This window comes from Actinomyces lilanjuaniae (assembly GCF_003606385.1).
Lineage (GTDB): Bacteria > Actinomycetota > Actinomycetes > Actinomycetales > Actinomycetaceae > Actinomyces > Actinomyces lilanjuaniae.
Genome location: NZ_CP032514.1, coordinates 1663004 through 1682413 on the forward strand (window position 1 = coordinate 1663004; position 19410 = coordinate 1682413).

General features: G+C 69.7%; 11 protein-coding genes, 1 tRNA gene and 5 pseudogenes. 6 read left to right on the forward strand and 11 right to left on the reverse strand.

What is annotated here, in order from left to right:
* Window positions 1–149 precede the first annotated feature (149 nt).
* The 4 genes and pseudogenes from arc to D5R93_RS07105 all read right to left on the reverse strand — a co-directional run bounded on the left by arc (window position 150) and on the right by D5R93_RS07105 (window position 5811).
* A pseudogene (arc, locus tag D5R93_RS07090) lies at window positions 150–1974 on the reverse strand (proteasome ATPase).
* Window positions 1971–3281 carry a tRNA (adenine-N1)-methyltransferase gene (locus D5R93_RS07095; protein ID WP_243106650.1) on the reverse strand — a complete coding sequence of 437 codons (1311 nt, stop codon included), beginning with the start codon at window positions 3279–3281 and terminating at the stop codon, window positions 1971–1973. Before D5R93_RS07095 ends, arc begins: the two are co-directional and overlap by 4 nt.
* Window positions 3282–3382: 101 nt before the next feature.
* Window positions 3383–4606 (reverse strand): multidrug effflux MFS transporter, encoded by a 1224-nt coding sequence (locus D5R93_RS07100; protein WP_120204527.1) that lies wholly within the window; start codon window positions 4604–4606, stop codon window positions 3383–3385.
* A gap of 53 nt (window positions 4607–4659) precedes the next feature.
* On the reverse strand, window positions 4660–5811 hold the full coding sequence (locus D5R93_RS07105; protein WP_120204529.1) for a site-2 protease family protein: 1152 nt from the start codon (window positions 5809–5811) through the stop codon (window positions 4660–4662).
* 350 nt (window positions 5812–6161) lie between these two features.
* On the opposite strand from D5R93_RS07105, the gene D5R93_RS07110 reads away from it, so the two are divergent.
* The 4 genes and pseudogenes from D5R93_RS07110 to D5R93_RS07125 all read left to right on the forward strand — a co-directional run bounded on the left by D5R93_RS07110 (window position 6162) and on the right by D5R93_RS07125 (window position 10242).
* A complete protein-coding gene (locus tag D5R93_RS07110; RefSeq protein ID WP_243107054.1) occupies window positions 6162–6932 on the forward strand; it encodes a RecB family exonuclease in 771 nt (256 codons plus the stop codon).
* 661 nt (window positions 6933–7593) lie between these two features.
* A pseudogene (locus D5R93_RS07115) lies at window positions 7594–8687 on the forward strand (YeeE/YedE family protein).
* A 187-nt stretch (window positions 8688–8874) separates the two neighbouring features.
* Window positions 8875–9096, forward strand: a complete 222-nt coding sequence (locus tag D5R93_RS07120) for a sulfurtransferase TusA family protein (protein WP_119835129.1) — start codon at window positions 8875–8877, stop codon at window positions 9094–9096.
* Between the two features lie 167 nt (window positions 9097–9263).
* Window positions 9264–10242 (forward strand): annotated as a pseudogene (locus tag D5R93_RS07125) (aldo/keto reductase).
* Between the two features lie 66 nt (window positions 10243–10308).
* Here the strand turns inward: D5R93_RS07125 and D5R93_RS07130 are convergent.
* The 5 genes and pseudogenes from D5R93_RS07130 to D5R93_RS07150 form a co-directional block, all read right to left on the reverse strand.
* Window positions 10309–10662, reverse strand: coding sequence for a DNA primase (locus D5R93_RS07130; RefSeq protein WP_120204531.1), 354 nt, complete (start codon window positions 10660–10662; stop codon window positions 10309–10311).
* A gap of 60 nt (window positions 10663–10722) precedes the next feature.
* A pseudogene (locus tag D5R93_RS07135) lies at window positions 10723–11816 on the reverse strand (NAD(P)/FAD-dependent oxidoreductase).
* Window positions 11817–12035: 219 nt separating this feature from the next.
* Window positions 12036–12569 (reverse strand): TetR/AcrR family transcriptional regulator, encoded by a 534-nt coding sequence (locus D5R93_RS07140; protein ID WP_119835133.1) that lies wholly within the window; start codon window positions 12567–12569, stop codon window positions 12036–12038.
* Between the two features lie 38 nt (window positions 12570–12607).
* Window positions 12608–14165 (reverse strand): annotated as a pseudogene (locus D5R93_RS07145) (MFS transporter).
* Between the two features lie 119 nt (window positions 14166–14284).
* Entirely contained in the window at window positions 14285–15508 is a 1224-nt protein-coding gene (locus D5R93_RS07150; protein ID WP_120205901.1) for a GNAT family N-acetyltransferase, read from the reverse strand.
* Between the two features lie 178 nt (window positions 15509–15686).
* Here D5R93_RS07150 and D5R93_RS07155 point away from each other — a divergent pair, with 178 nt between their 5' ends.
* Window positions 15687–16280, forward strand: a complete 594-nt coding sequence (locus D5R93_RS07155; RefSeq protein WP_120204534.1) for a DUF805 domain-containing protein — start codon at window positions 15687–15689, stop codon at window positions 16278–16280.
* A gap of 149 nt (window positions 16281–16429) precedes the next feature.
* On the opposite strand, the gene D5R93_RS07160 is transcribed toward D5R93_RS07155, so the two are convergent.
* Both D5R93_RS07160 and D5R93_RS07165 read right to left on the reverse strand, forming a co-directional pair.
* A tRNA-Leu gene (locus D5R93_RS07160) sits at window positions 16430–16518 on the reverse strand.
* 138 nt (window positions 16519–16656) lie between these two features.
* Window positions 16657–17670, reverse strand: coding sequence for a D-hexose-6-phosphate mutarotase (locus D5R93_RS07165; protein WP_120204535.1), 1014 nt, complete (start codon window positions 17668–17670; stop codon window positions 16657–16659).
* A gap of 84 nt (window positions 17671–17754) precedes the next feature.
* Here D5R93_RS07165 and D5R93_RS07170 point away from each other — a divergent pair, with 84 nt between their 5' ends.
* The gene (locus tag D5R93_RS07170) at window positions 17755–19317 is read left to right on the forward strand and encodes an AI-2E family transporter (protein WP_120204537.1); all 1563 of its coding nucleotides are present in this window, start codon (window positions 17755–17757) and stop codon (window positions 19315–19317) included.
* Window positions 19318–19410 lie beyond the last annotated feature (93 nt).

A 19410-nucleotide genomic window follows, 5' to 3' on the forward strand; every position in this document is an offset into this window, starting at 1 on the left:
CCGTCCTGGTCCTCCCGGTCCTGCGGCTGCGGCGCCCCAGGCGCAGGGTCAGTCGCTGACGCTGGTCTCACAACCAGCCTCCGTCCTGGTCCCCGGCACCCGGTCCTGGTAGTCCTGGAGTCTCTGGCCGTCCAGACGGCCCCCCGACGTCACGGCCGCTGCCAGTGAGCCCCTGGCCAGGCCTGTGCACGGGTCCTGACCCCCGCCCCGAGACCACCGGGGGCGGGGGCAGAGGGTATCAGCCTACGCACGTGACGGACTCCCCGTCCGTCACGGTCCACGAGGCGCTCCCACTCCTGCGGGCTGGTCGCCGCACCGGTCGTCTCCTCACTGTGACGTGCCTGCAGCGAGACAGCCTCCAACAGGCGTTGCGTGCTCAACCCCCCTTGGCCGCCAGCAAGCTCGTCCTTGACGGCTGCCGTCTTGGCGCCAGCCACGACGGCAGCCAGCATGGCCCCGCTGGCAAGGTCTGCCAGGTGGAGGGTGCGGGTGGTGGCGTCAGCGTAGGTGACTTCCAGGACCGCAGTTGCCGGGGTGCGCGCGTAGAGGGCGGCGACGGTGGCACGGCGCATCGCGGCAGCCGCCGCCTCCCTGTCACCGCCGTGCGCAGCCACCTCTGCCGGGGCCAGGGGCAGGTCACTGGTCAGGTGCCGGGCCAGGATGTCCTGAGCACCTGCGGCGTCAGGACGGTCGATACGGACCCGCACGTCAAGACGACCGGGCCGCAGCACCGCAGGGTCGATCAGGTCCTCCCGGTTGGTGGCACCGATAACCACCACGTTGCCCAGCGGCTCCACGCCGTCGATCTCCGCCAGAACCTGGGGGACGACAGTAGACTCCACGTCGCTGGACACGCCCGTGCCCCGAGTGCGCAGAAGCGCCTCCACCTCGTCAAAGAAGACCACCACGGGCCGGTCCTCGGCGGCCACACGACGGGCCTGCTCAAAGATAGCCCGGACCTGGCGCTCGGTCTCCCCACGAACTTGGTGAGCAGCTCCGGCCCCTTGACACTGAGGAAGGCGGCCCCGGCCTGCCCGCCCCTACCGGAACGGGAGCCGACCAAGGAGGTGGCGACCGCCTTGGCGAGGAGGGTCTTGCCGCACCCGGGCGGCCCGTACAGGAGCACCCCCCGGGGGCGCGCAGTCCGTAGGCGCGGTAGAGGCCGGGACTGGTGAAAGGAAGCTCCAGAGCATCGCGGACCTGCTCGATCTGGGGACCTAGACCGCCGATATCCTCCCACGAGACGTCCGGGACCTCGGACACGACGAGCTGCGCGACGCCGGTGCGCTCCACTACGGCGGTGGCCACCTCGGCACGAGGGTCGGCTGCCAGGGTGTCCCCGGTGCGCAGGCGCTCAGTATCCAGGTGGTCAGCCAGGGCCAGGACGCGGCTGGCCCCGCTGCCAGTCGTCACCAGGACCCGGGTGGCGTCAAGCACCTCGTCGAGGGTGACGGCCTCGCCGGTGGTGGGTGCTGGGAGGGTACCCACCACGAGCATCTGGTCGTTGACAGCCGCCAGGCGGCCTACCTGGAGCTCCTCAGGGGCGAGCCCGGGGTGGGCGGCCAGCCCCATGGGTCTGCCCCCCAGGTAGACCAGGACCTGCCGGGAGGGGGTCTGGGTGCCCTCATCCGCTGACGCCCCCGCCGGTGCCTGCTCGTGCGCCGCCCAGGGCACGGGGGCCGCTGGTGGGAAGACCTCGACGACAAGCCCCAGTGTCACCGCAGGGCGTGTGACCGCGTCCAGCTGGGCGCCCAGCTCGGTGATGCGCTCACGGGCTGCGGCCAGCGCCGCGACGAGCCTGTCGTTCTTGGCTGCCAGGCTCACGGCCTCGGCCCGCGCCTCGCGCAGCTGGTGGCTGGTGAAGTCGGGGACGCCAGGCTGGTCCTGGGCCTGGGGACTGTTGGAACTGACCACGGACCCTCCCTCCGCCTGCTGGGAACCCGGGCGCTCAGCAGCGGGGCCGCTCCTGCTCATGCGCCTGCTCCGTGCGGGTCCGGCACCGGCCGCGAGGACAGGCAGTGCCGCGAGGGTGGCTCAGCACCGTGCACGTCGTCGTCCCCGGCAGCGCCGGGCTGGACCGGGGTGGCGTCTAGGGGCTGCCTGGCTCGGGCGTCACGCAGGACGCGGCGGACCTTCTTGTCCGTACTCGTACGCTCCCCTATGTCCTGGGCCACCCAGTACCCGCCCTCGTCATAGGCGCCACGCGCTGGCGGCCGCTTGCGGGTGAGGGGACGGCTGCCCGCAGCCAGACGCCTCGCTGACACCAGGAAGCCGGTGTGGGCCACCATACGGTGGTCGGGCCGTACCGCCAGGCCGTCCACGTTCCAGGTACGCACCATCGACTCCCAGGAGACCGGCTCGGTGAAAAGCCCGCTGTGGCGCAGGGCCTCGACGGTGCGGGAGAGCTGGGTGACAGTGGCGACGTAGGTCACAAGGACCCCCCCTGGGACCAGGGCCGTGGCTACCGCCTCGGTGTTCTCCCAGGGAGCGAGCATGTCGAGGACCACCCGGTCGGCGGTGGCCGGGGTCACGTGGGCGGCGACGACGTCGGCGAAGTCGCCGGTGCGCAGCTCCCAGGCAGGGTGGTGCCCACCAAACCAGGAGTCGACGTTGGAGGCGGCGATAGCCGCAAAGTCCTCCCGGCGCTCGACGGACAGCACGTGCCCCTGGGGGCCGACGGCACGTAGCAGGCTCATGGTCAGCGCGCCCGAGCCCACTCCGGCCTCCAGCACGCGGGCCCCGGGGAAGATGTCGCCCAGAGCGACGACCTGGGCGGCGTCCTTGGCGTAGACCACCTGCGCCCCCCGCGGCATGGACAGGACGTAGTCGGCTAGCAGGGGCCGCAGCAGGAGCAGCTCGTGCCCGGTAGCGGTGACGATGACAGAGCCCTCCTCCAGACCGACCACCTCCCGGTGGTGAAAGGACCCGCGCACGGACTGGAAGTAGCCGCGGGGGTCCAGGACGAAGGTGTGCTGACGACCCTTGGAGTCGGTGACCTGCACCCGGTCACCGTAGTGGAAGGGTCCTCGCCGTCCGGCCTGGTCCAGCACCTCCTGGGTCGGGTGACGTGGCAGGGAGGCGCTGGCGGCGGCTGCCGGGGGCGTCAGGGGCTGCGAAGAGGGGGCCTGCGGGCCTCCCTCAGCCTGGTCGGTCCCGGGACGACGCTCGCGGGACCGATCCTTTCGGAGCCGTGGTGAGGGGGCACAGCGGCTTGCCGGGGCACCCGGAGCAGGGTCGCCCGGGGACCCGGGACCACGGAGGCTGGGGCTGCTGTCTGTCATCACCAGGAAGTCTATGACCTCCGCCCCGGTGCACCCGACGACGACGGGACGGGTGGTGGCACGTGGGGGACAACGCGTCACCGTGCTCGCGCCTACACCGCTCAGGCCTCCGGCAGATGTCTCTTCTGGGTGGTACGCCCTACGACCGTGTAGGCAGCCCAGGCTCCTGTGACACCCACAACCATGACTACCACCATCGGCACAGCCGTGTCGCTGCCGCCTGAGCTGGCAAGCGGGGCGGCGGTCGCGTTGGCCACGGCCTGCGCCAGGCCCAGCAGGGCGTTGGCAGCCCCCGCGACATGGCGCACCTCCCCCAGCGCCAGGGCGCTGGAGTTGCCGAAGACGAAGGCCTGGGCGGACATCACCATCAGAAACCCTGCGCACAACGGGACCAGTGCCACGTCAAGAAGGACGACGCTGACCGCCACGACTATGACTCCCACCGCCGAGACGGACAGCCCCAGGGCGACGAGCCGGTGGGGCCTGACCCGGGTGACAAGGTTGGCGTTGACCACCGACAGGAGCATCTGGCTGCCCGCGGTGCTGGCGAAGAAGAGGGAGAAGGCCATGGGGCTGAGCCCTGTGATCCCCTGGAGGATGAAGGACGAGGAGGAGATGTAGGCGAACATGGCAAAGCCGGAGAAGGCAGAGGTGAGCATGTACCCGACGAACCGTCGCCGGGCCACCAGCACACGCACCCCGGAGACCAGGCGCCTGGTTCCTCCGGACTGGCGCCTGTGCGGGGGCAGGGTCTCAGGCACCAGGAGCGCTGCCGTCGCGGTCATGAGCAGGCCGAAGCCCATCAGGCACCAGAAGACGGCACGCCACGTGCCCACGGTCAGTACCGCGCCCCCGGCCACGGGAGCCACCATGGGTGCCAGGGCGCTGACAGCCATGAGGATCGACATGAAGCGGGCGAGCATGTCCCCGTGGGCGACGTCGACGAGGACCGACCGTCCCACCACTGCGGCGGCACCGCCACCAAGCCCCTGGAGCAGGCGCCCCAGGACGAGCACAGTGATGTTCGGCGCCAGGGCGCACACGACGGCGCCGACGGTGCACACAAGCCCGCCAGCCACCATGGGCAGGCGACGTCCCCGCTGGTCGGACACCGGCCCGCCGATAAGCTGACCCAGGGCCATACCGACAAAGAAGGCGGTCAGCGTCAGGCCCACGCTGGTCGCCGACGTGTGCAGGTCTGCTGTGACCTCCGGGAAGGCGGGACTGTACATGTCCGTCGCGAAGGGGGGCACAGCGTTCTGGACCGCCAGGGCCAGGAGGAGACCCGTTGAGGCGGCAGCGGGTCTGGAGGACAGCGAGGTCACACCTGATCCTTCCACGTCGATGTCACCGGGCCTTCACCAGGTGTGCCGGGCTGTCACCGAGCCCCGGTCGGGACCGCGCCGCTGATGGCGTCCGACTCCACCAGCACGAGCCACCGGGACACGGATCGGGCCGCCTGCATCGCCTCGGCAGCCTGCTGACCCGTCACGGCGGTGGTGAGGCAGGCAGGCGGCAGGACCGTACACACCTGGTCGGCGACGGCCTCCGCCCCACTCCCCTCGGCCTGCAGGCCGACCTGGGCCAGCGTAGCGGTGTCGATGCCGCCCACCAGCCGCGGCCCGTCGGCGACGATTACCAGGTCCACCCGCTCCAGCAGGGACCTGACCTGCGGTACCGGGGTGTCACGGCCCGTGACGGCCACCGGGCGGGCCAGGGTCCGCAGGTCGAGGGAGGCCGCCGCACGCGAGCCACGGCCGAGCCCCAGAACCCGCCAGCTGGTGGCGCCGACGGACCAGCCCACCAGCGCCACCAGGACCAGGGTGGTAGCACCGGGACGCAGGCCGTAGACAACTAGTGGCCGCAGGACCCACCACCACGCCGCTGCCGCGACGACGAGCAGACCTCCCCAGGCGGCGGTCCTGCGCCCCAGGTCCTGGTTGCCGGTCAGCTGGGCGAGGAGGGCCGCCAGGGCGTGGCCGCCGTCCAGGGGCAGGCCCGGGAGCGCGTTGAAGACCGCCAGGGCGAGGTTGACCCACGTCAGGGCCCAGGCGGTCGCATAGACCGGGAGCGCCCACTGCCCATCCGCCTCCCAGACAAGCCGCTGGACCTGGGTCCCTCCTGCCCACAGGAGCAGGTTGGCAGCAGGACCGGACAGAGAGGTTAACGCGTCCTTCCACGGCGCCCAGGCACTGGCGGCCCGCCCGAAGCTGGTACGTCCTCCCCACAGGTAGAGCTCGTAGCGCACGGGTCTGCAGCCCAGCAGCGTCCCGGTCAGGCCGTGGGCGAGCTCATGGAGGAGGACGCTGAGGGCCACGCCTACGACGGTGGCGGCAACCACACCGACCACGACCGACGTGCCCAGGGCTCCCAGGGCACGGGAGACTGAGGGGTACCAGCCGACGGCGGCCAGGAGCCCCAGCAGCAGGGAGCTGGCAGACACAACCACCGGCGCCCCGCCGACGCGCCCCAGGACCCACTCGCCGGACCGTCCCGACCGTGCCGGGGGCAAGGTGGAGGAGAAAGGCATGCGCCAGAGCCTACGTCAGCCTGTGTCGGCTCTGCGTGGCACCACCCGCAGGGGCCGCCCACTGCAGCCGGCCGTCAGGGACACTGTCCACAGGCCCGTGCACCCAAGCGGCTATCACCCGCTGACAGCGGTAGCGTCACCCCATGACCCAGCTGCCCCAGCCGGCCCAGCCGCAACAGCCACGCAACCAGCCGGAGGGTAGGTCGCGCCCGCCACATCCCGCCACGTCACCGGGAGAGACCGTCCGCGCCCCTTCGCAGACGCAGCGGGCAGGGCAGGCCCACGGCTGGGATCGCAGACGGGCCGCTCTGTCTCCGTCCCGGGCCAAGGACTTCCTCCAGTGCCCGCTCCTGTTCCGGCTTCGTACGGTAGACCGCTTGCCTGAGCCCGGGTCGCTGGCGACCCACAAGGGAACCGTGGTGCACAGCGTGCTGGAGCGTCTCTATGACCTTCCTGCCACCGAGCGCACCGCGCAGGCGGCGGTGGCGATGCTTCCCGGCCAGTGGGAGGCCCACCGGGAGAAGAACCCGGCCGTCATGGAGCTGTTCACTGATGCCACACAGGTGGAGAAGTGGCTGGAGGAGGTCCAGGACCTGGTCCGCGCCTACTTCTCCCTGGAGGACCCCACCCGTCTAGAGCCTGCCGAGCGCGAGCTCCTGGTCCAGGTCGAGACCTCCGACGGCCTGCTCCTGCGTGGCTTCGTGGACCGTCTCGACGTCGCCCCCGACGGCGCCATGCGGGTGGTGGACTACAAGACCGGCCGCAGCCCGCACCCCCGCTACATAGAGGACGCCCTGTTCCAGATGCGCTTCTACGGGCTGGTGCTGTGGCGGCTGCGGGGCCGGGTCCCGGCCCGCCTTCAGCTCGTCTACCTCAGGGACGGGCGCACCCTTACCCACGACCCCCGCCCAGGCGAGCTAGAGTCTGCAGAGATCAGGCTCACACAGATGTGGCATGAGATCGAGGACTGCGCCCGGGCAGGAGAGTTCAGGCCGCGCCGCTCGCGTCTGTGCGACTGGTGCTCCTTTCAGCCCCAGTGCCCCCTTTTCGGGGGCACCACTCCCTCAATCCCGGACGACGGCCTGGCCCGCCTCCTTACCGCGCGCCGACCTGCCAGCTGAGGGCGGACCCCCGCCTGCCAGTCGCAGCAGCCCCGTCAGCCCCCTACGGCCGTCCCACAATCCGGACAATCTACACGTCCCCGACCCAGACCTTGCCAGAGTCTCGCCGTGACCGCTAGTGTTCCTGGCAAGCGGCCTCTTCCGGCCGCGTCCCCGTCTCGTAAAGCTAGCCAGTAGGACTAGCAGGACCGGAGCAGCCCATGAACGCCAGCCAGGCCCCCACCTGCCGTACCGCACCGCGCGGGACCCGGCTGTGTATGTCCCTGGCCTGGACGCGCTGAGGCAGGCTGCTCGCGGCAACGTTCCCTCATCTCAGCAGCCTTTCCCTTGAGGGCCACCCGTCCCGTAGCGGTACAGGTGCCCCACGTCCCGGCCAGGACACGTACAGGGCCTCGTCGCCCGTTCCCACTCCTTCCCGCCTCCATCTGCGGGCCTGGCAGTGGCGTGCCTCCATCGCCTTGGGGCGCCACTGAATAGGACTCGCCCCTCACCAACCCCGACCCGCGCACCTTTGAGCGCCATCACGGTGGTGCGGGCCGGTCTCGCCTCCCCTGCCCACGGCTGCTGCACGAGTACGGCCCACCTGCGGATCGCCCCACAGCCCGCAGCCGCACACAGACACATCGATAGACATACCAAGACATACGCTTAAGGACACTCCATGATTATCACCGGACTTGCCGTGGGCGCTGCCCTCGGCTTCATCCTCCAGCGCGGCCGGTTCTGCATCACCGGCGCGTTCAGGGACCTGTGGGTCTCCCGCTCCTGGCGCTGGTTCACTGCCTTCCTCCTGGCCGTAGCCGTCCAGTCCGTCGGCGTGGCCGCTCTGACCGGCCTGGGAGCTATCAACCCGGAGGTCCCCCGGCTCTCCGTCGTGGCCACCGTGGCCGGGTCCTTTATCTTCGGCACCGGGATCGTCCTGGCCGGGGGCTGCGCCACCGGGACCTACTACCGGGCCGGGGAGGGACTGGTCGGCTCCTGGTTCGCGCTGGTCGCCTACGCGGTGACCGCAGCCGCCTCCAAGAACGGCATCCTGGCCGGAACCACAGAGTGGGTCAAGGGCCTGTGGGTCACCGAGCTGACGACGCTGCCCGCCACCATCGGCGTCCCCGACTGGGCAGGAGTAGTCATCCTGGTTGGCCTCACTGCCGTCCTGGTGCACCGCAGGGTCGTCGCCTCTCGGGGCCTGGGACCACAGGTCGGGCTGCCCGCCCAGCGCCGGGGCCTGGCCCACCTCCTCCTGGAGAGGTCCTGGAACCCGCTGGTGACCGGGGCCCTGGTCGGTGCCGTGGCAATCCTCGCCTGGCCCCTGTCCTGGGCGTCCGGGCGTGAGGACGGGCTGGGTATCACCACACCCTCGTCGAACCTGGTGGGGCTTGTCGTCACCGGGGACACCGAGTACCTGGACTGGGGTGTGCTGCTGGTCCTGGGCATCCTCCTGGGCTCTTACCTAGCGGCCAAGGCCTCCGGCGAGTTCCGCGTGCGTGTACCCTCCGCCAGCGTCATCCAGCGCTCCATCGGGGCGGCGTCCTCATGGGCGTGGGAGCAGCCTGGGCAGGCGGGTGCTCCATCGGTAACGCCCTGGTCCAGACCTCCCTGCTGTCGTGGCAGGGCTGGATGGCACTGACCTTCCAGGTGCTCGGGGTCGGCGCCGCCGCCTGGGCCACCATCATCCGTCCCCGCCAGCGTCGCCGCGCAGCCAGGGCAGCTGGATCTAGCGCAACCACGCAGCCCGCTGCCGCCACGGTCAGGTGAGGTGGCAGCCGGGCAGGCGGCGAAGGGGCGAGGAGAAGATGCGACGAAAGGAGCAAGGAGCGGTCCCCGCCGCCGGACGGCAGCCGTAGCACCCTCACCATGAGGTCGGCACCTGCCAGGAAGACACCTGCCACAAGCACGTACCCACACAGTACAGAAAAGCACAAAGCACAGAGAGGACATCCTCATGCGTACCGTCCTGGAGACCACCGGCCAGGTGTGCCCGTTCCCCGTCCTGGAGGCAGAGGAGGCCATGGCTGAGCTCGACCCGGGGGACGAGCTGGTCATCAACTTTGACTGCACCCAGGGAACCCAGTCGCTGCCTGCCTGGGCCTCTGACAACGGCTACGAGGTCACCGAGTTCCTCAAGACCGGTGACGCTGCCTGGTCCATCACCGTGCGCCGGTAGTTCCCACCCGAGTCGTGCCCCGTCGCCAGCCTCGCCGCCCACGTGGCCACCGGGGCTGGCGACGGGTGCAGCGCTTTCGGGCCGGGATCCTCGGCCAACGCTGGTACAGGCGCCCGCAACCTGGGTGCCGGCAACCAGGGGCTCGCAGGAACTACTACGGTTGTCCCATGGAGCACAGGAAGCTTGGCCGGACCGGACTGCGGGTCTCGTCAGTGGGTCTGGGCACCCTGACCTGGGGCCGTGACACCGACGAGCTGGAGGCCAGGGAGCAGCTGGACGTGTTCCTCGACGCCGGGGGCACCGTGCTCGACACTGCGGCCTCCTACTGCGAGGGAGCCTCTGAGGAGGTGGTCGGAACCCTTCTGCGTGAGCACGTGCTCCGCCAGGACGTGGTCCTGGTCTCCAAGGCCGGAGTGCGCACGTGGCGCACCGGAGAGCGTCCTAGCGCGGCCGACGCCTCCCGCGGGACCCTCCTGGACACCCTGGACGCGTCTCTGGAGCGTCTGGGAACCGACCACCTGGACCTGTGGCTGGTCCAGGTCCCAGACCCCACTACCCCGCTGGAGGAGACCGCCCACGCCCTGCGTACCGCAGTGGCCTCGGGACGCTCACGCTACGTGGGTCTGTCCAACCACCCCGCCTGGGCTACCGTACGCGTCAGTGACCTCCTCAGCGAGGGCATCCAGGGGCCAGGGCTGGCTGCCGTAGAGGTGGAGCACTCCCTGTTCGCCCGAGGTGTGGAGCGCGAGCTCATTCCTGCTGCGGGCGCACTAGGCTTTGGCGTGATCGGGTACGCCCCGCTGGGACGGGGAGTCCTCACCGGCAAGTACCGCTCCTCCACTCCCCCAGACTCCCGGGCCGCATCCCCCACCTGCGCTCCTACGTGGCACCCTACCTGGCAGAGCACCACCGCGGAGTCGGTGAGGCGGTTGCCACCGCAGCAGCAGGCCTGGACCGCAAGCCGGTCGAGGTGGCTCTGGCCTGGGCCCGCGACGCCCCGGAGTCGCCTGCACCATCCTGGGGGCACGTACCCCTTCCCAGCTGCAGGGCGCGCTCGCGGCAGAGGACCTGCACCTGCCTGTACAGATCCGCCACGCCCTGGACGAGGTAACCGCACCGGTCCTGGGCTATCCCGAGCGGTTCTGAGACCGGGCCGGGGCTGCCTGGGGCTACTGCGAGGCTGGCTGAGGTAAGAGACGGCGGCACAAGGGCTCAGACCTCGCTCTGCGTCTCCAGGTCCTCCTCGCCGTAGTCGTCAAGATCGTCGTCATACGTACCGTTCTCCGAGTCGTCCTCCTCATAGTCCTCGTCCTCGGAGTCCTCGGAATCAAGGTCGTCGTAGTCGTCGTCATCCTGCTCGTCGTCATCACCGTCGTAGGCGTCGAAGGGCAGCTCGATCCCGAAGGCGGTGAAAAGGGCGTCGTCGTAGGTGAAGAAAGCCTCCTGGAGCGTGCTCTCGGCAGCGACCACGGCCGGCGAGAACTCGTCACCGGTAGCGGCAGCATCCAGGTGCGCCTCGAAAGCGGCAATGAGTCGGTTGAGTGCGGACCGCGGGTCGTTCGTCATGTGGCATAGACTACCTGCTCTAGGCGGCCTGGCGCACTGGGAACCGGCCCCCCGCGTCGCTCAGCCGTTAGCCCCGAGCTCCTCACGGACAAACCCCAGGAAAAGATCCTCCCCCTTCATGCGGCTAGTCTCCTCGGGTCCCACCACGACACGCACACCGTCGCGCAGGACCTGAGAGGCACCTCCGTCAGGACCCAGCGGCAGGACGGTCATCTGGGTGCCTGGGGCATAGGTGGCTGACGGCTGCCTGCCCGCGATGACGTCAGAGATGTTGCGAGCGACCACCTGGGCGTGGTCACGCGCCGCCTGGGCGCGCTTGGACTCACGCACGTCAGTGATGTCTCCGATAGCCCACACCCCGGGGTGGTCAAGCACCCGTAGGTGGCTGTCGACGCGAATGGTCCCGTCGTAGCGGCGGATGTCGTCGTAGTCCTCGCCGAGGAAGCCCGTGGCAGCCGCGGAGCCGTAGGCGCGGAACCACATGTCGGCCTCGATACGACGCCCGGCCCTGGTGTCCACCCGGAACGGGGAGAGGACCCCCACGTCAACCGGTGGCAGGTAGCCGAGGGTGTCACCGGTGACGACCTCGACACCGCGCTGGGCCAGCTGGGCGGAGATGGACTGCCGCAGCTCGGGCCTGCAGTCGTCGGAGGGGAGGATCTGGTCGGCCGCCTCCACCAGAGTGACCTTGATGTCGGGAAAGGCGGAGGTGATCTCCCCCGCCAGCTCGATACCGACCCCTCCGGCCCCAAGGATAAGCACCCGCGCTGCCTGCTCCAGGTTGGTCCGTACCCGCTCGATGCGGGCCTTGGCGATGACCGAGGAGGACTCCATGTGCTTGGCGGGGAACGGGTAGGCCGTCCCCGTAGCCAGGACGAGGTGGTCGGCCTCCAGCGGCCCCTCGCCGGAGACCTCCACCGTGGTCCCCGCACCGCCAGGGCCGTACCGTGGACGACCCGCCCATGTACCAGGAGGTTGTCGTAGGGGATGAAGATCTTGTCGGCCCACTCCCGGTCCACGGCGGCCCTCAGAGCCGCGGCGTGGTTGACGAAGGTGTCCTTCTGCTCCACGAGAGTGACCTCAGCGACGTCATCAAGCGCCTTGGCGACCGTGATGCCACCGTATCCCCCTCCGACAACAGTGACGCGAGCCATGTGTGCTCCTTCCGGTCAGGCAGGTGGTTGCTGACGGCCGTACGGCGGGCTCGTCCCCGTCACCACGGTCCGCCCGCCGTCGCCATGGACACATCCTGCCACGAGCTGGTCACCCGGTGAAGTCGTTGGGGAGAGGAGGACGCCGGAGGGACAGGCATGGCCCGGAACCCCGACCAGACGTCCGGGCGCACGACAGGACCGCTCCCCCTGGTCCCGGCCCTACAAGCCCTCACCTGCCACCATGCGGATGATGAGGCTCATGGTCTCCTCGTCCTGCAGGTCTACGCCCGGCGAGTCGTCAGCACGGCTGAGCCACCATCCGTCGACAGCGAGGAGTCCCACGCGCTGGATCGGCGTGAGGGTGCTGACGTCACCCACCCACTCGCTGTACAGGGTGTCCCAGGCCGCAGCCAGCTGGGCCGCCCTCGAGACCGGCGACATCACGAAGGACAGCTCTCCACGCTGGATCTCGCCCTCCAGAATGCTGCGAGCCAGCGCCTGGAGGCGCTCAGCCTGGCTCGCCTGCCCTAGAGGTTTCCCCAGGGCGAGGCGGGCAGCAGCCTGCCAGTGCTCCAGCAGCATCGAGGCGATCCCGGCCGCGAGGTCGTCCTTGGTGGGAAAGTGGTAGACAACCCCCCCGCGGGTAACCCCCACACGCTCGGCCAGCGCCTCGAACGTCAGGGCGTCGAAGCCCTCCTCGTGGGTGATCTCCAGGGCACGTTCCATGATGAGGGCACGTCTGGACTGCTTCATGACCTTATGATGTCACGCCCCTGTCCCACCCCACCCCGTCAGGAGACCTCGCCGCCGTCCTGCGCACCCTGGGCGGGAACACGGCGGGCGGCCATAATCCCGGCGAGGACCAGGATGGCAGCCGCGATCACGGCGGTGGTCTGCATGGCGTGGGTGAAGGCCGTCCGGGCCTGGTCCAGCAGAGCAGCCTGGTCAGGGCTGGAAGCGTCCACAATGCCTGACAGCGTCGGCAGAGACTGCCGGGCCGCCTGCGCTACCTCCGCCGGGACACCGTGCGCCACGGTACCCAGGTAGAGACGGTATCCGACGTCCTGGACCGTCCCCAGCACCGCGATCCCCAGAGCAGCACCGAGCTCCATACCCGTCTCAGAGACGGCAGAGGCTGCCCCGGCACGCTGGGCAGGCACCGTTGCCAACACGGCCCCGGTAGAGATAGTGAAGCCGAGGCCGACCCCGGCCCCCACCACCAGCATGCCCGCGCAGATAAGGACGATGCCGACGACACCACCGTAGGACTCCGCCACGGCGACCAGGGCCAGCCCGGCTGCGGCCGTCAGAAGACCTCCTCCCAGCGCCCTGCCGTAGCCCAGGTGCCGTAGCGCCCAGGCGACCACGGCCACGACGACGACTGCGGCGAGAGAGGCCGGCATCTCGGTCAGGCCGGCGTAGAGGGTGGACATGCCTCGCACCAACTGGAGGTACTGGGAGAAGAAGTACAGTAGTCCCGCCAGGGCAAAGTTGGTCATGACGGTAGCCAGGACGGCCCAGGTGAAGGCGGGCCTGCGGAACAGGGTAACGTCGATGAGCGGGGTGTCCAGGACGCGCTGCCGCCGCAGGAAAACCCAGCTCGCGCCCGCACCTGCCGCCAGGGCCAGGACCGCCAGGAGCGTCAGCCCGTCGTGGGCCAGGGACTTCACTGCGTAGACCACCGAGACGATCGCCACGACAGACAGGACAGCAGAGGGCAGGTCGACCGGGCCCCCCTGTACGTTGCGCGACTCTGGGAGCAGGAACAGGCCAGTGACCACGACCAGCACCATGACGGGCACGTTGATGAGGAAGACGCTGCCCACCAGAAGTGCTCCAGGAGGAGCCCGCCCACCACAGGCCCAGAGCCAGACCACCCGACGCGCCCGCGGACCATATCGCGATGGCCGTGGCCCGGGTGCGAGGGTCAGGGAATATGGTCCGCACCAGGGAGAGTGTGGAGGGCATGATAGTGGCACCGCTGAGGCCCAGCAGCGCCCTGGCGGCAATGAGTGTCCCGGCGCTGGGCGCCAGCGCCGCCAGGGCGCTGGAGACCCCAAAGCCCACGGTCCCGATGAGGAGAAGGCGGCGCCTGCCGACACGGTCCGCCAGGTTACCCATGGTGACGAGCAGTCCGGCCAGGACGAAGGAGTAGATGTCACCGATCCACAGCAGTTGGCTGGCCGTGGGGCCCAGGTCTGCGCTCATCAGGGGAACCGCCAGGGACAGGACCGTGGAGTCGATGGACAGCAGGGTCACCGCCAGGGCAAGGACGGCCAGGGCACACCAGTCCCGCCTTCTGGGGACGGTGCGCCCTGGGGACGCGAGGGTGCAAGGCGTGTGGGTCACGCCTGAAACTTTACTATACGTACAGTATAGATTGGTGCGGGTCCGTTGTGCTGCTACGCACAGGCAGGGCAGGAGCAGCCTCGCTCGGACCGCCCCGGGCACAGGAGGTACCCAGCAGGTCAGGACCGTGGAGACCTGCCCTCCTCGTCTCCCGCCTGGAGGCCCAGGACTCCCGCGACGTCGGGCGGGAAGTAGCCCGGCCCCTTGAGCACCTTGCCGTCCTCACGGTAGACAGGCCTGCCGTCCTCACCCAGCTTGGACATGTTGGAGCGCTGGACCTCGGCCAGGACGGCGGCCAGGTCGATCCCCGTCTCCAGGGCCATGCCGTAGATGACGTAGACCAGGTCCGCTAGGGCGTCGGCTGCGCCCACTGTGTCGCGGGTACCGTCGTCGCAGCGGACCGCCCGGGCGTAGGCGGCCTCGACCTCGGCCCGGGCGTCGGCACCGTAGACGGCACCGGTGAGCTCGGCGAACTCCTCGGCGACCAGGCTCATGCGCATGCCCAGGCTCGGACGGTCTAGGCAGGGGCCGTCGGTGCGGACCGGCAGCTCGTAGACGTGGTGGAAGCGGCGCACCAGGGCCTCAGGGTCGTCCCCCTCCCGCCTGCCCACGCCGTCGTGGGGCACCAGGGGCGTCCAGGCTGCCCCGGCACGACCAGCGCCACCGGAGCCGCTCCCCCGCCCTGGTGCTGCCACCTCTGGTCCGGAGGCTCCCGCCCGGACACTCCTGGGAGCGGGACCGTCCCAGGGGGCTCGAGGCTCACGCGGGTCACCAGGCAGGAGGGTGGCGTACCAGGCGTCGTGCAGGTCCCCCTTGTTGGGCAGCGCGGCCCGCAGATGAGCCTCCCGAGTAAAGCCGAGCCTCCAGGCCACGCGCCAGGAGGCCCAGTTGGGCACGCCGTCGTGGACCTCGCAGACCCAGCGCAGCGCGGCGGCACGTACCGGTCCGGACGCGTCAAAGGCGAGGTCGACGACGGCGCGCACAGCCCGGGTCATGACACCGCGGCCCCGCGCCTGGGCGGCCAGGCTGAACCCGAGCGTGCGGACGTCGCCGGGCTGTGCGCCCAGGCTGACCAGCCCAACCAGGTACCAGCCCCCCCGGCCGTCAGACTCGCGTATCCCCCAGGTCAGCTCCTTGCCGGTCTTCCACCCGGGGGCGGCGACGTCGTTGACGAAGTCACGGGCGTCCTCCACCGTGTAGCCGTGCGGCACAGTGAGCCACTCCTGGATGTCAGGGTCGTCGCAGATCTCGGCGATACGCTCGATATCAGCCAGCGTGGGCGCGGACAGCAGGAGCTCAGGACAGTCGCCGTCGGCAGGGACCGTAATATCGCAGGGCTGCATGGTCGTCATACTAGCGTCCCGCCAAGACCGCCATCTCTCTCGTGATGAGACAGGCACGCCCCTAGCTCACGCGGCGTCGCGGCTACCGCGTACTGTCGTCTGCTGGTGCCGCCCTAGCCTGACTCCGGGCTGGGTACGGTGTTGACAAATCTGCACCCTACGAAGTGGAGCACTCACCATGTCCTACGCAAGCAGCCCTGGCCAGGGCGCGCCCCAGCCGCAGCAGGCCTATGCCCAGCAGGCCGGAGCCTACCCCGGCCAGCAGAATGCCTACGCAACAGGCAGTGCCTACGGGGCCGGCTACGGCTACGGGGCTGGCTACGGCCAGCCCGGCTTCTCCCCCACCCTGTCTCCTGAGGTCGCGCCGCTGCCGGGAGCCGACCCCATCCAGGCGGTCAGGCGCTTCTTCCAGCGCTACGCCCAGTTCCGCGGCTACGCCTCACGCTCAGAGTTCTGGTGGGCCCTCGCTGCCCTGCTCGCGGCCCAGCTTGTCGTCACGCTGGTGGTGCTGGGCCTGACGGCCGGCAGCGCTGCGGCCTCCTCCGACGGAACGCCGAACGCGGCAGTCATAGCCGTGGGCTGGTTCCTGTACATGGTCATCGGTCTAGGCACCATTGTCCCGTACATAGCGTCGGGGGTACGTCGTCTCCACGACGGCGGGTTCTCCGGGCTGTTCTTCCTCCTCGTCCTGGTACCCGGCGGGAGCATCGCGCTCATTGTGCTGTGGTGCCTGCCCTCCCGCCCCGAACGCTACCGCCCCGAGTGGGGCTGACCCGCACCGTCCCGGTGCTGATCAGGCCCGGCGCCCGGAACGCGACAGACAGAGACAGATAGAGAAAGAGACGGATAGAGAAGCAGAGACAGACAGAGAACGAGGGGCCCCGGAAGCCAGGTACTGGCTTCCGGGACCCCTCTGCCCGGGTGTCCGAGGGGGACTTGAACCCCCACGCCCGTTTAATAAGGCACTAGCACCTCAAGCTAGCGCGTCTACCTATTCCGCCACTCGGACAGGATGACTCCTGCTGCCTCAGTAGCACCAGGCAACGCAGAGAAACTTAGCACGACCGCGGCGAAGCCGACAAAACCAGCCCACAGTGCTTCCCGTCACAACTTCCCGTCACACTGATCTGGGACAGCCTTCTTAGGGCTCAGGCAGGCTCTGTACCCACGACAGCCCGCATCGACCAGCTCTCCCCCGGCATGATGGTGGGGGCGTCCTGGCGGACCGCGCCCGCCTCCACGCAGAGCATGGAGGCGAACTCGTCATCGGCCATGTCCGGCATGGCGGCGCTGCCAGTGGACCACGGGTTCCACACGATGGTGGAGGCGGCGTTGCGCTTGCGCACCGTGATGACCCTGTGGTGACCCGGGTCCGACACCCGCAGGTCACTCTCGCTGCGGTAGATGCGGTCGACCGGCCCGCTGACCGTGACGGGTCCGCGTTGCAGCAGGTGGCGCCCTCCCGCCCCGGGAGGGGGGTTCTCGGGAAGACCGCTGAGGACACTGCCGGAGAGGTTGTCGGTGAAAGGGGCGCCGTCCAGGCCGCTGACCTCGGTCCCGGTCACGTCATGGACCGCCAGGTAGGTGTGCAGCGCCGCCTCCACGGTCCGTGGGGAGGCGGCGTCGTTGCGCAGCGACAGGCTCAGGACCAACTCGTGGCCTACCTCCACCTCGTACAGGGCTGTCAGGTGGTCCCGGGAGAGCAGGAACAGCGCCCGCACCCCGGCCTCCCTGGTGGGCGACACTGACAGCAGCCGCCAGGGGCTGGTACGCGCCCACCCGTGCCTGGGGCGGGCGTCACCGTGGATCCCGTCGCTGAAGACCGGCAGGCACAAGGGTACGCCGCCGCGGATCGCGGTCCGTCCGTCAAAGACAGCCTGGCGGGAGGTGAAGATGACCTCCTTGCTGCCTCGGGGTCTCCAGGAGGTCACGGTGGCGCCGTGGAGGTAGACCTCCCCGTACCCGGCCGGAGCATCGACCAGGAGACGGGGCTGACCGCCCCGTCCGGCGGTGAGGGCCGCAGTGGGGGGAAGAGACAGGGACGGGCCGGCCTGGCCAGTACCAGGGACAGGGTCCGCGCCAGCGCTGAGGGCGGTGCTGCCCGGGGCACCGGAGGCTCCGCTGGTGTCGTCGGGGGTGTGGCGATGTGCTGCATGTGCCATGCTTCCACGCTAGTAGGCTAGCCCCCTTCCGTCAGCCCGACCACAGTCACAGCACCCCCCACAGGTAACTTAAAGGACGAGTCCGTGGACACAGACCTGCCTCCGGAGCCGCTTACGCAGCCGCCCTCCGGCACCGCCGACGAGGCCCAGCAGGAGGTGCTCGTGCCGCAGGCCCGAACTCCCGCAGCAGCTGACCAGGCACCGGACGGCGCGAGCCCCCGCGGCGGCACCCACCGCACCGGGGTGCTCGCACACCTGCGTCGCGTCCGTGAGATCCTGGGACGCACCATCGACCGGGCCGAGGAACGACGCCAGGCGGACCGCGCCGCCCACCTGGCCTACCATCAGGAGGGCGGGGCTAGCCAGGGCGCACAGGACATCGGGCAGGACATCGGGGCCGAGCAGCCCAACCAGGTCGGCCCAGCTAGCACCACCGACTCCGACCAGGCGCTGGCCGCCCACCCGCCTGCCACGGCACCACGGAAGCCCGCGTACCCGCAGGCCATCGCGGTACCGGCTACTGACGACGTCACGACCCGCACTGTCCTGGCTTCCCTACCCCGCTGGCTGGTCCGTGGGGGCCTAGGAGCCTGGCTGCTGCTGGGCGTCATCATCATCGTCTCCCTGATGGTGTTCGTCACTGCCAGAGTCGTCCCGGTGTTCGTCGGGCTGTTCATCGCCCTGGTTCTCACCTCGATCCTCCAGCCCCTGGTCAGCCTCTTCGTCCGAGTGATGCCCCGCTACCCGGCGACCTTCCTGGCTCTGCTGACGGCACTAGCCTCCCTGGTGGGCCTGGTTGCCTACGTCGTCACCTCAGTTACCGGCCAGTGGGACTCCCTGGCGGCCCAGTTCAGTGACGGCCTGGACACCATCGTCGACTTCGTGGAGACGGGTCCGCTCCCCCTGCACGTAACCCAGCAGCAGCTGACGGAGCAGTTCCAGGAGTGGGTCTCCCAGGGCCAGGACTACCTGCAGAACAACGCCCCGTCGCTGGCCAGCGAGGTCCTGTCCAACGCCAGCGGCCTCGTCGACTTCTTCGCCGTCATGGCCCTGGCTGTCTTCTCCACGATCTTCTTCCTGGCCTCCGGGGAGAAGATGTGGCGCTGGTTCCTCAACGAGCTGCCCGCCCACCTGCGTGAGTCCGTGCACCGGGCCGCCGGAGCAGGGTGGTACACCTTCGCCGGGTACGCTCGCGGCACAGTCATTGTCGCCCTCACCGACGCGATCATGGCAGGGATCTTCCTGCAGCTGGTGGGAATCCCCCTGGCCGCCCCGCTGGCGGTGCTGGTCTTTATCGGTGCTTTCATCCCTCTGATCGGCGCCCCGGTGGCCATGGTGATCGCCATGGTGGTGGCCCTGGCCTCCCAGGGGCCTCTCACCATGGTGGTGGTAGGCCTGGGCGTGGCCGGCATCGGCCAGATCGAGGGTCACATCCTCCAGCCGCTCATCATGGGCCGACAGGTCTCGCTGCACCCGGTGGTCGTCATCATCGCGGTAGCCGTCGGGACGTACTCGGCAGGACTGCTGGGGGCGATCGTCGCCGTCCCGGTCATCAGCGTGGCCTGGTCGGTGTACTCCGAGCTGCACGTGCGCGACGCCCCGGTGCTCGGGGAGCTGCCTGCCTACACGGCCACCCGGCGGGAGTAACAGCCTCGGCAGCAGAAACGTCATAGGACAACATGGTGCCGCGTTGTGCTATGACGTTTCCGTTGCCCAACGCGCGCGACCCGACACGTCACC

Excerpts from the sequence above, each read along its gene's own strand:
- D5R93_RS07095 (WP_243106650.1), bottom strand. The coding sequence starts at position 3,281 with ATGACAGACAGCAGCCCCAGCCTCCGTGGTCCCGGGTCCCCGGGCGAC.
- D5R93_RS07105 (WP_120204529.1), bottom strand. The coding sequence starts at position 5,811 with ATGCCTTTCTCCTCCACCTTGCCCCCGGCACGGTCGGGACGGTCCGGC.
- D5R93_RS07120 (WP_119835129.1), top strand. The coding sequence starts at position 8,875 with ATGCGTACCGTCCTGGAGACCACCGGCCAGGTGTGCCCGTTCCCCGTC.
- D5R93_RS07130 (WP_120204531.1), bottom strand. The coding sequence starts at position 10,662 with ATGACGAACGACCCGCGGTCCGCACTCAACCGACTCATTGCCGCTTTC.
- D5R93_RS07140 (WP_119835133.1), bottom strand. The coding sequence starts at position 12,569 with ATGAAGCAGTCCAGACGTGCCCTCATCATGGAACGTGCCCTGGAGATC.
- D5R93_RS07150 (WP_120205901.1), bottom strand. The coding sequence starts at position 15,508 with ATGCAGCCCTGCGATATTACGGTCCCTGCCGACGGCGACTGTCCTGAG.
- D5R93_RS07155 (WP_120204534.1), top strand. The coding sequence starts at position 15,687 with ATGTCCTACGCAAGCAGCCCTGGCCAGGGCGCGCCCCAGCCGCAGCAG.
- D5R93_RS07165 (WP_120204535.1), bottom strand. The coding sequence starts at position 17,670 with ATGGCACATGCAGCACATCGCCACACCCCCGACGACACCAGCGGAGCC.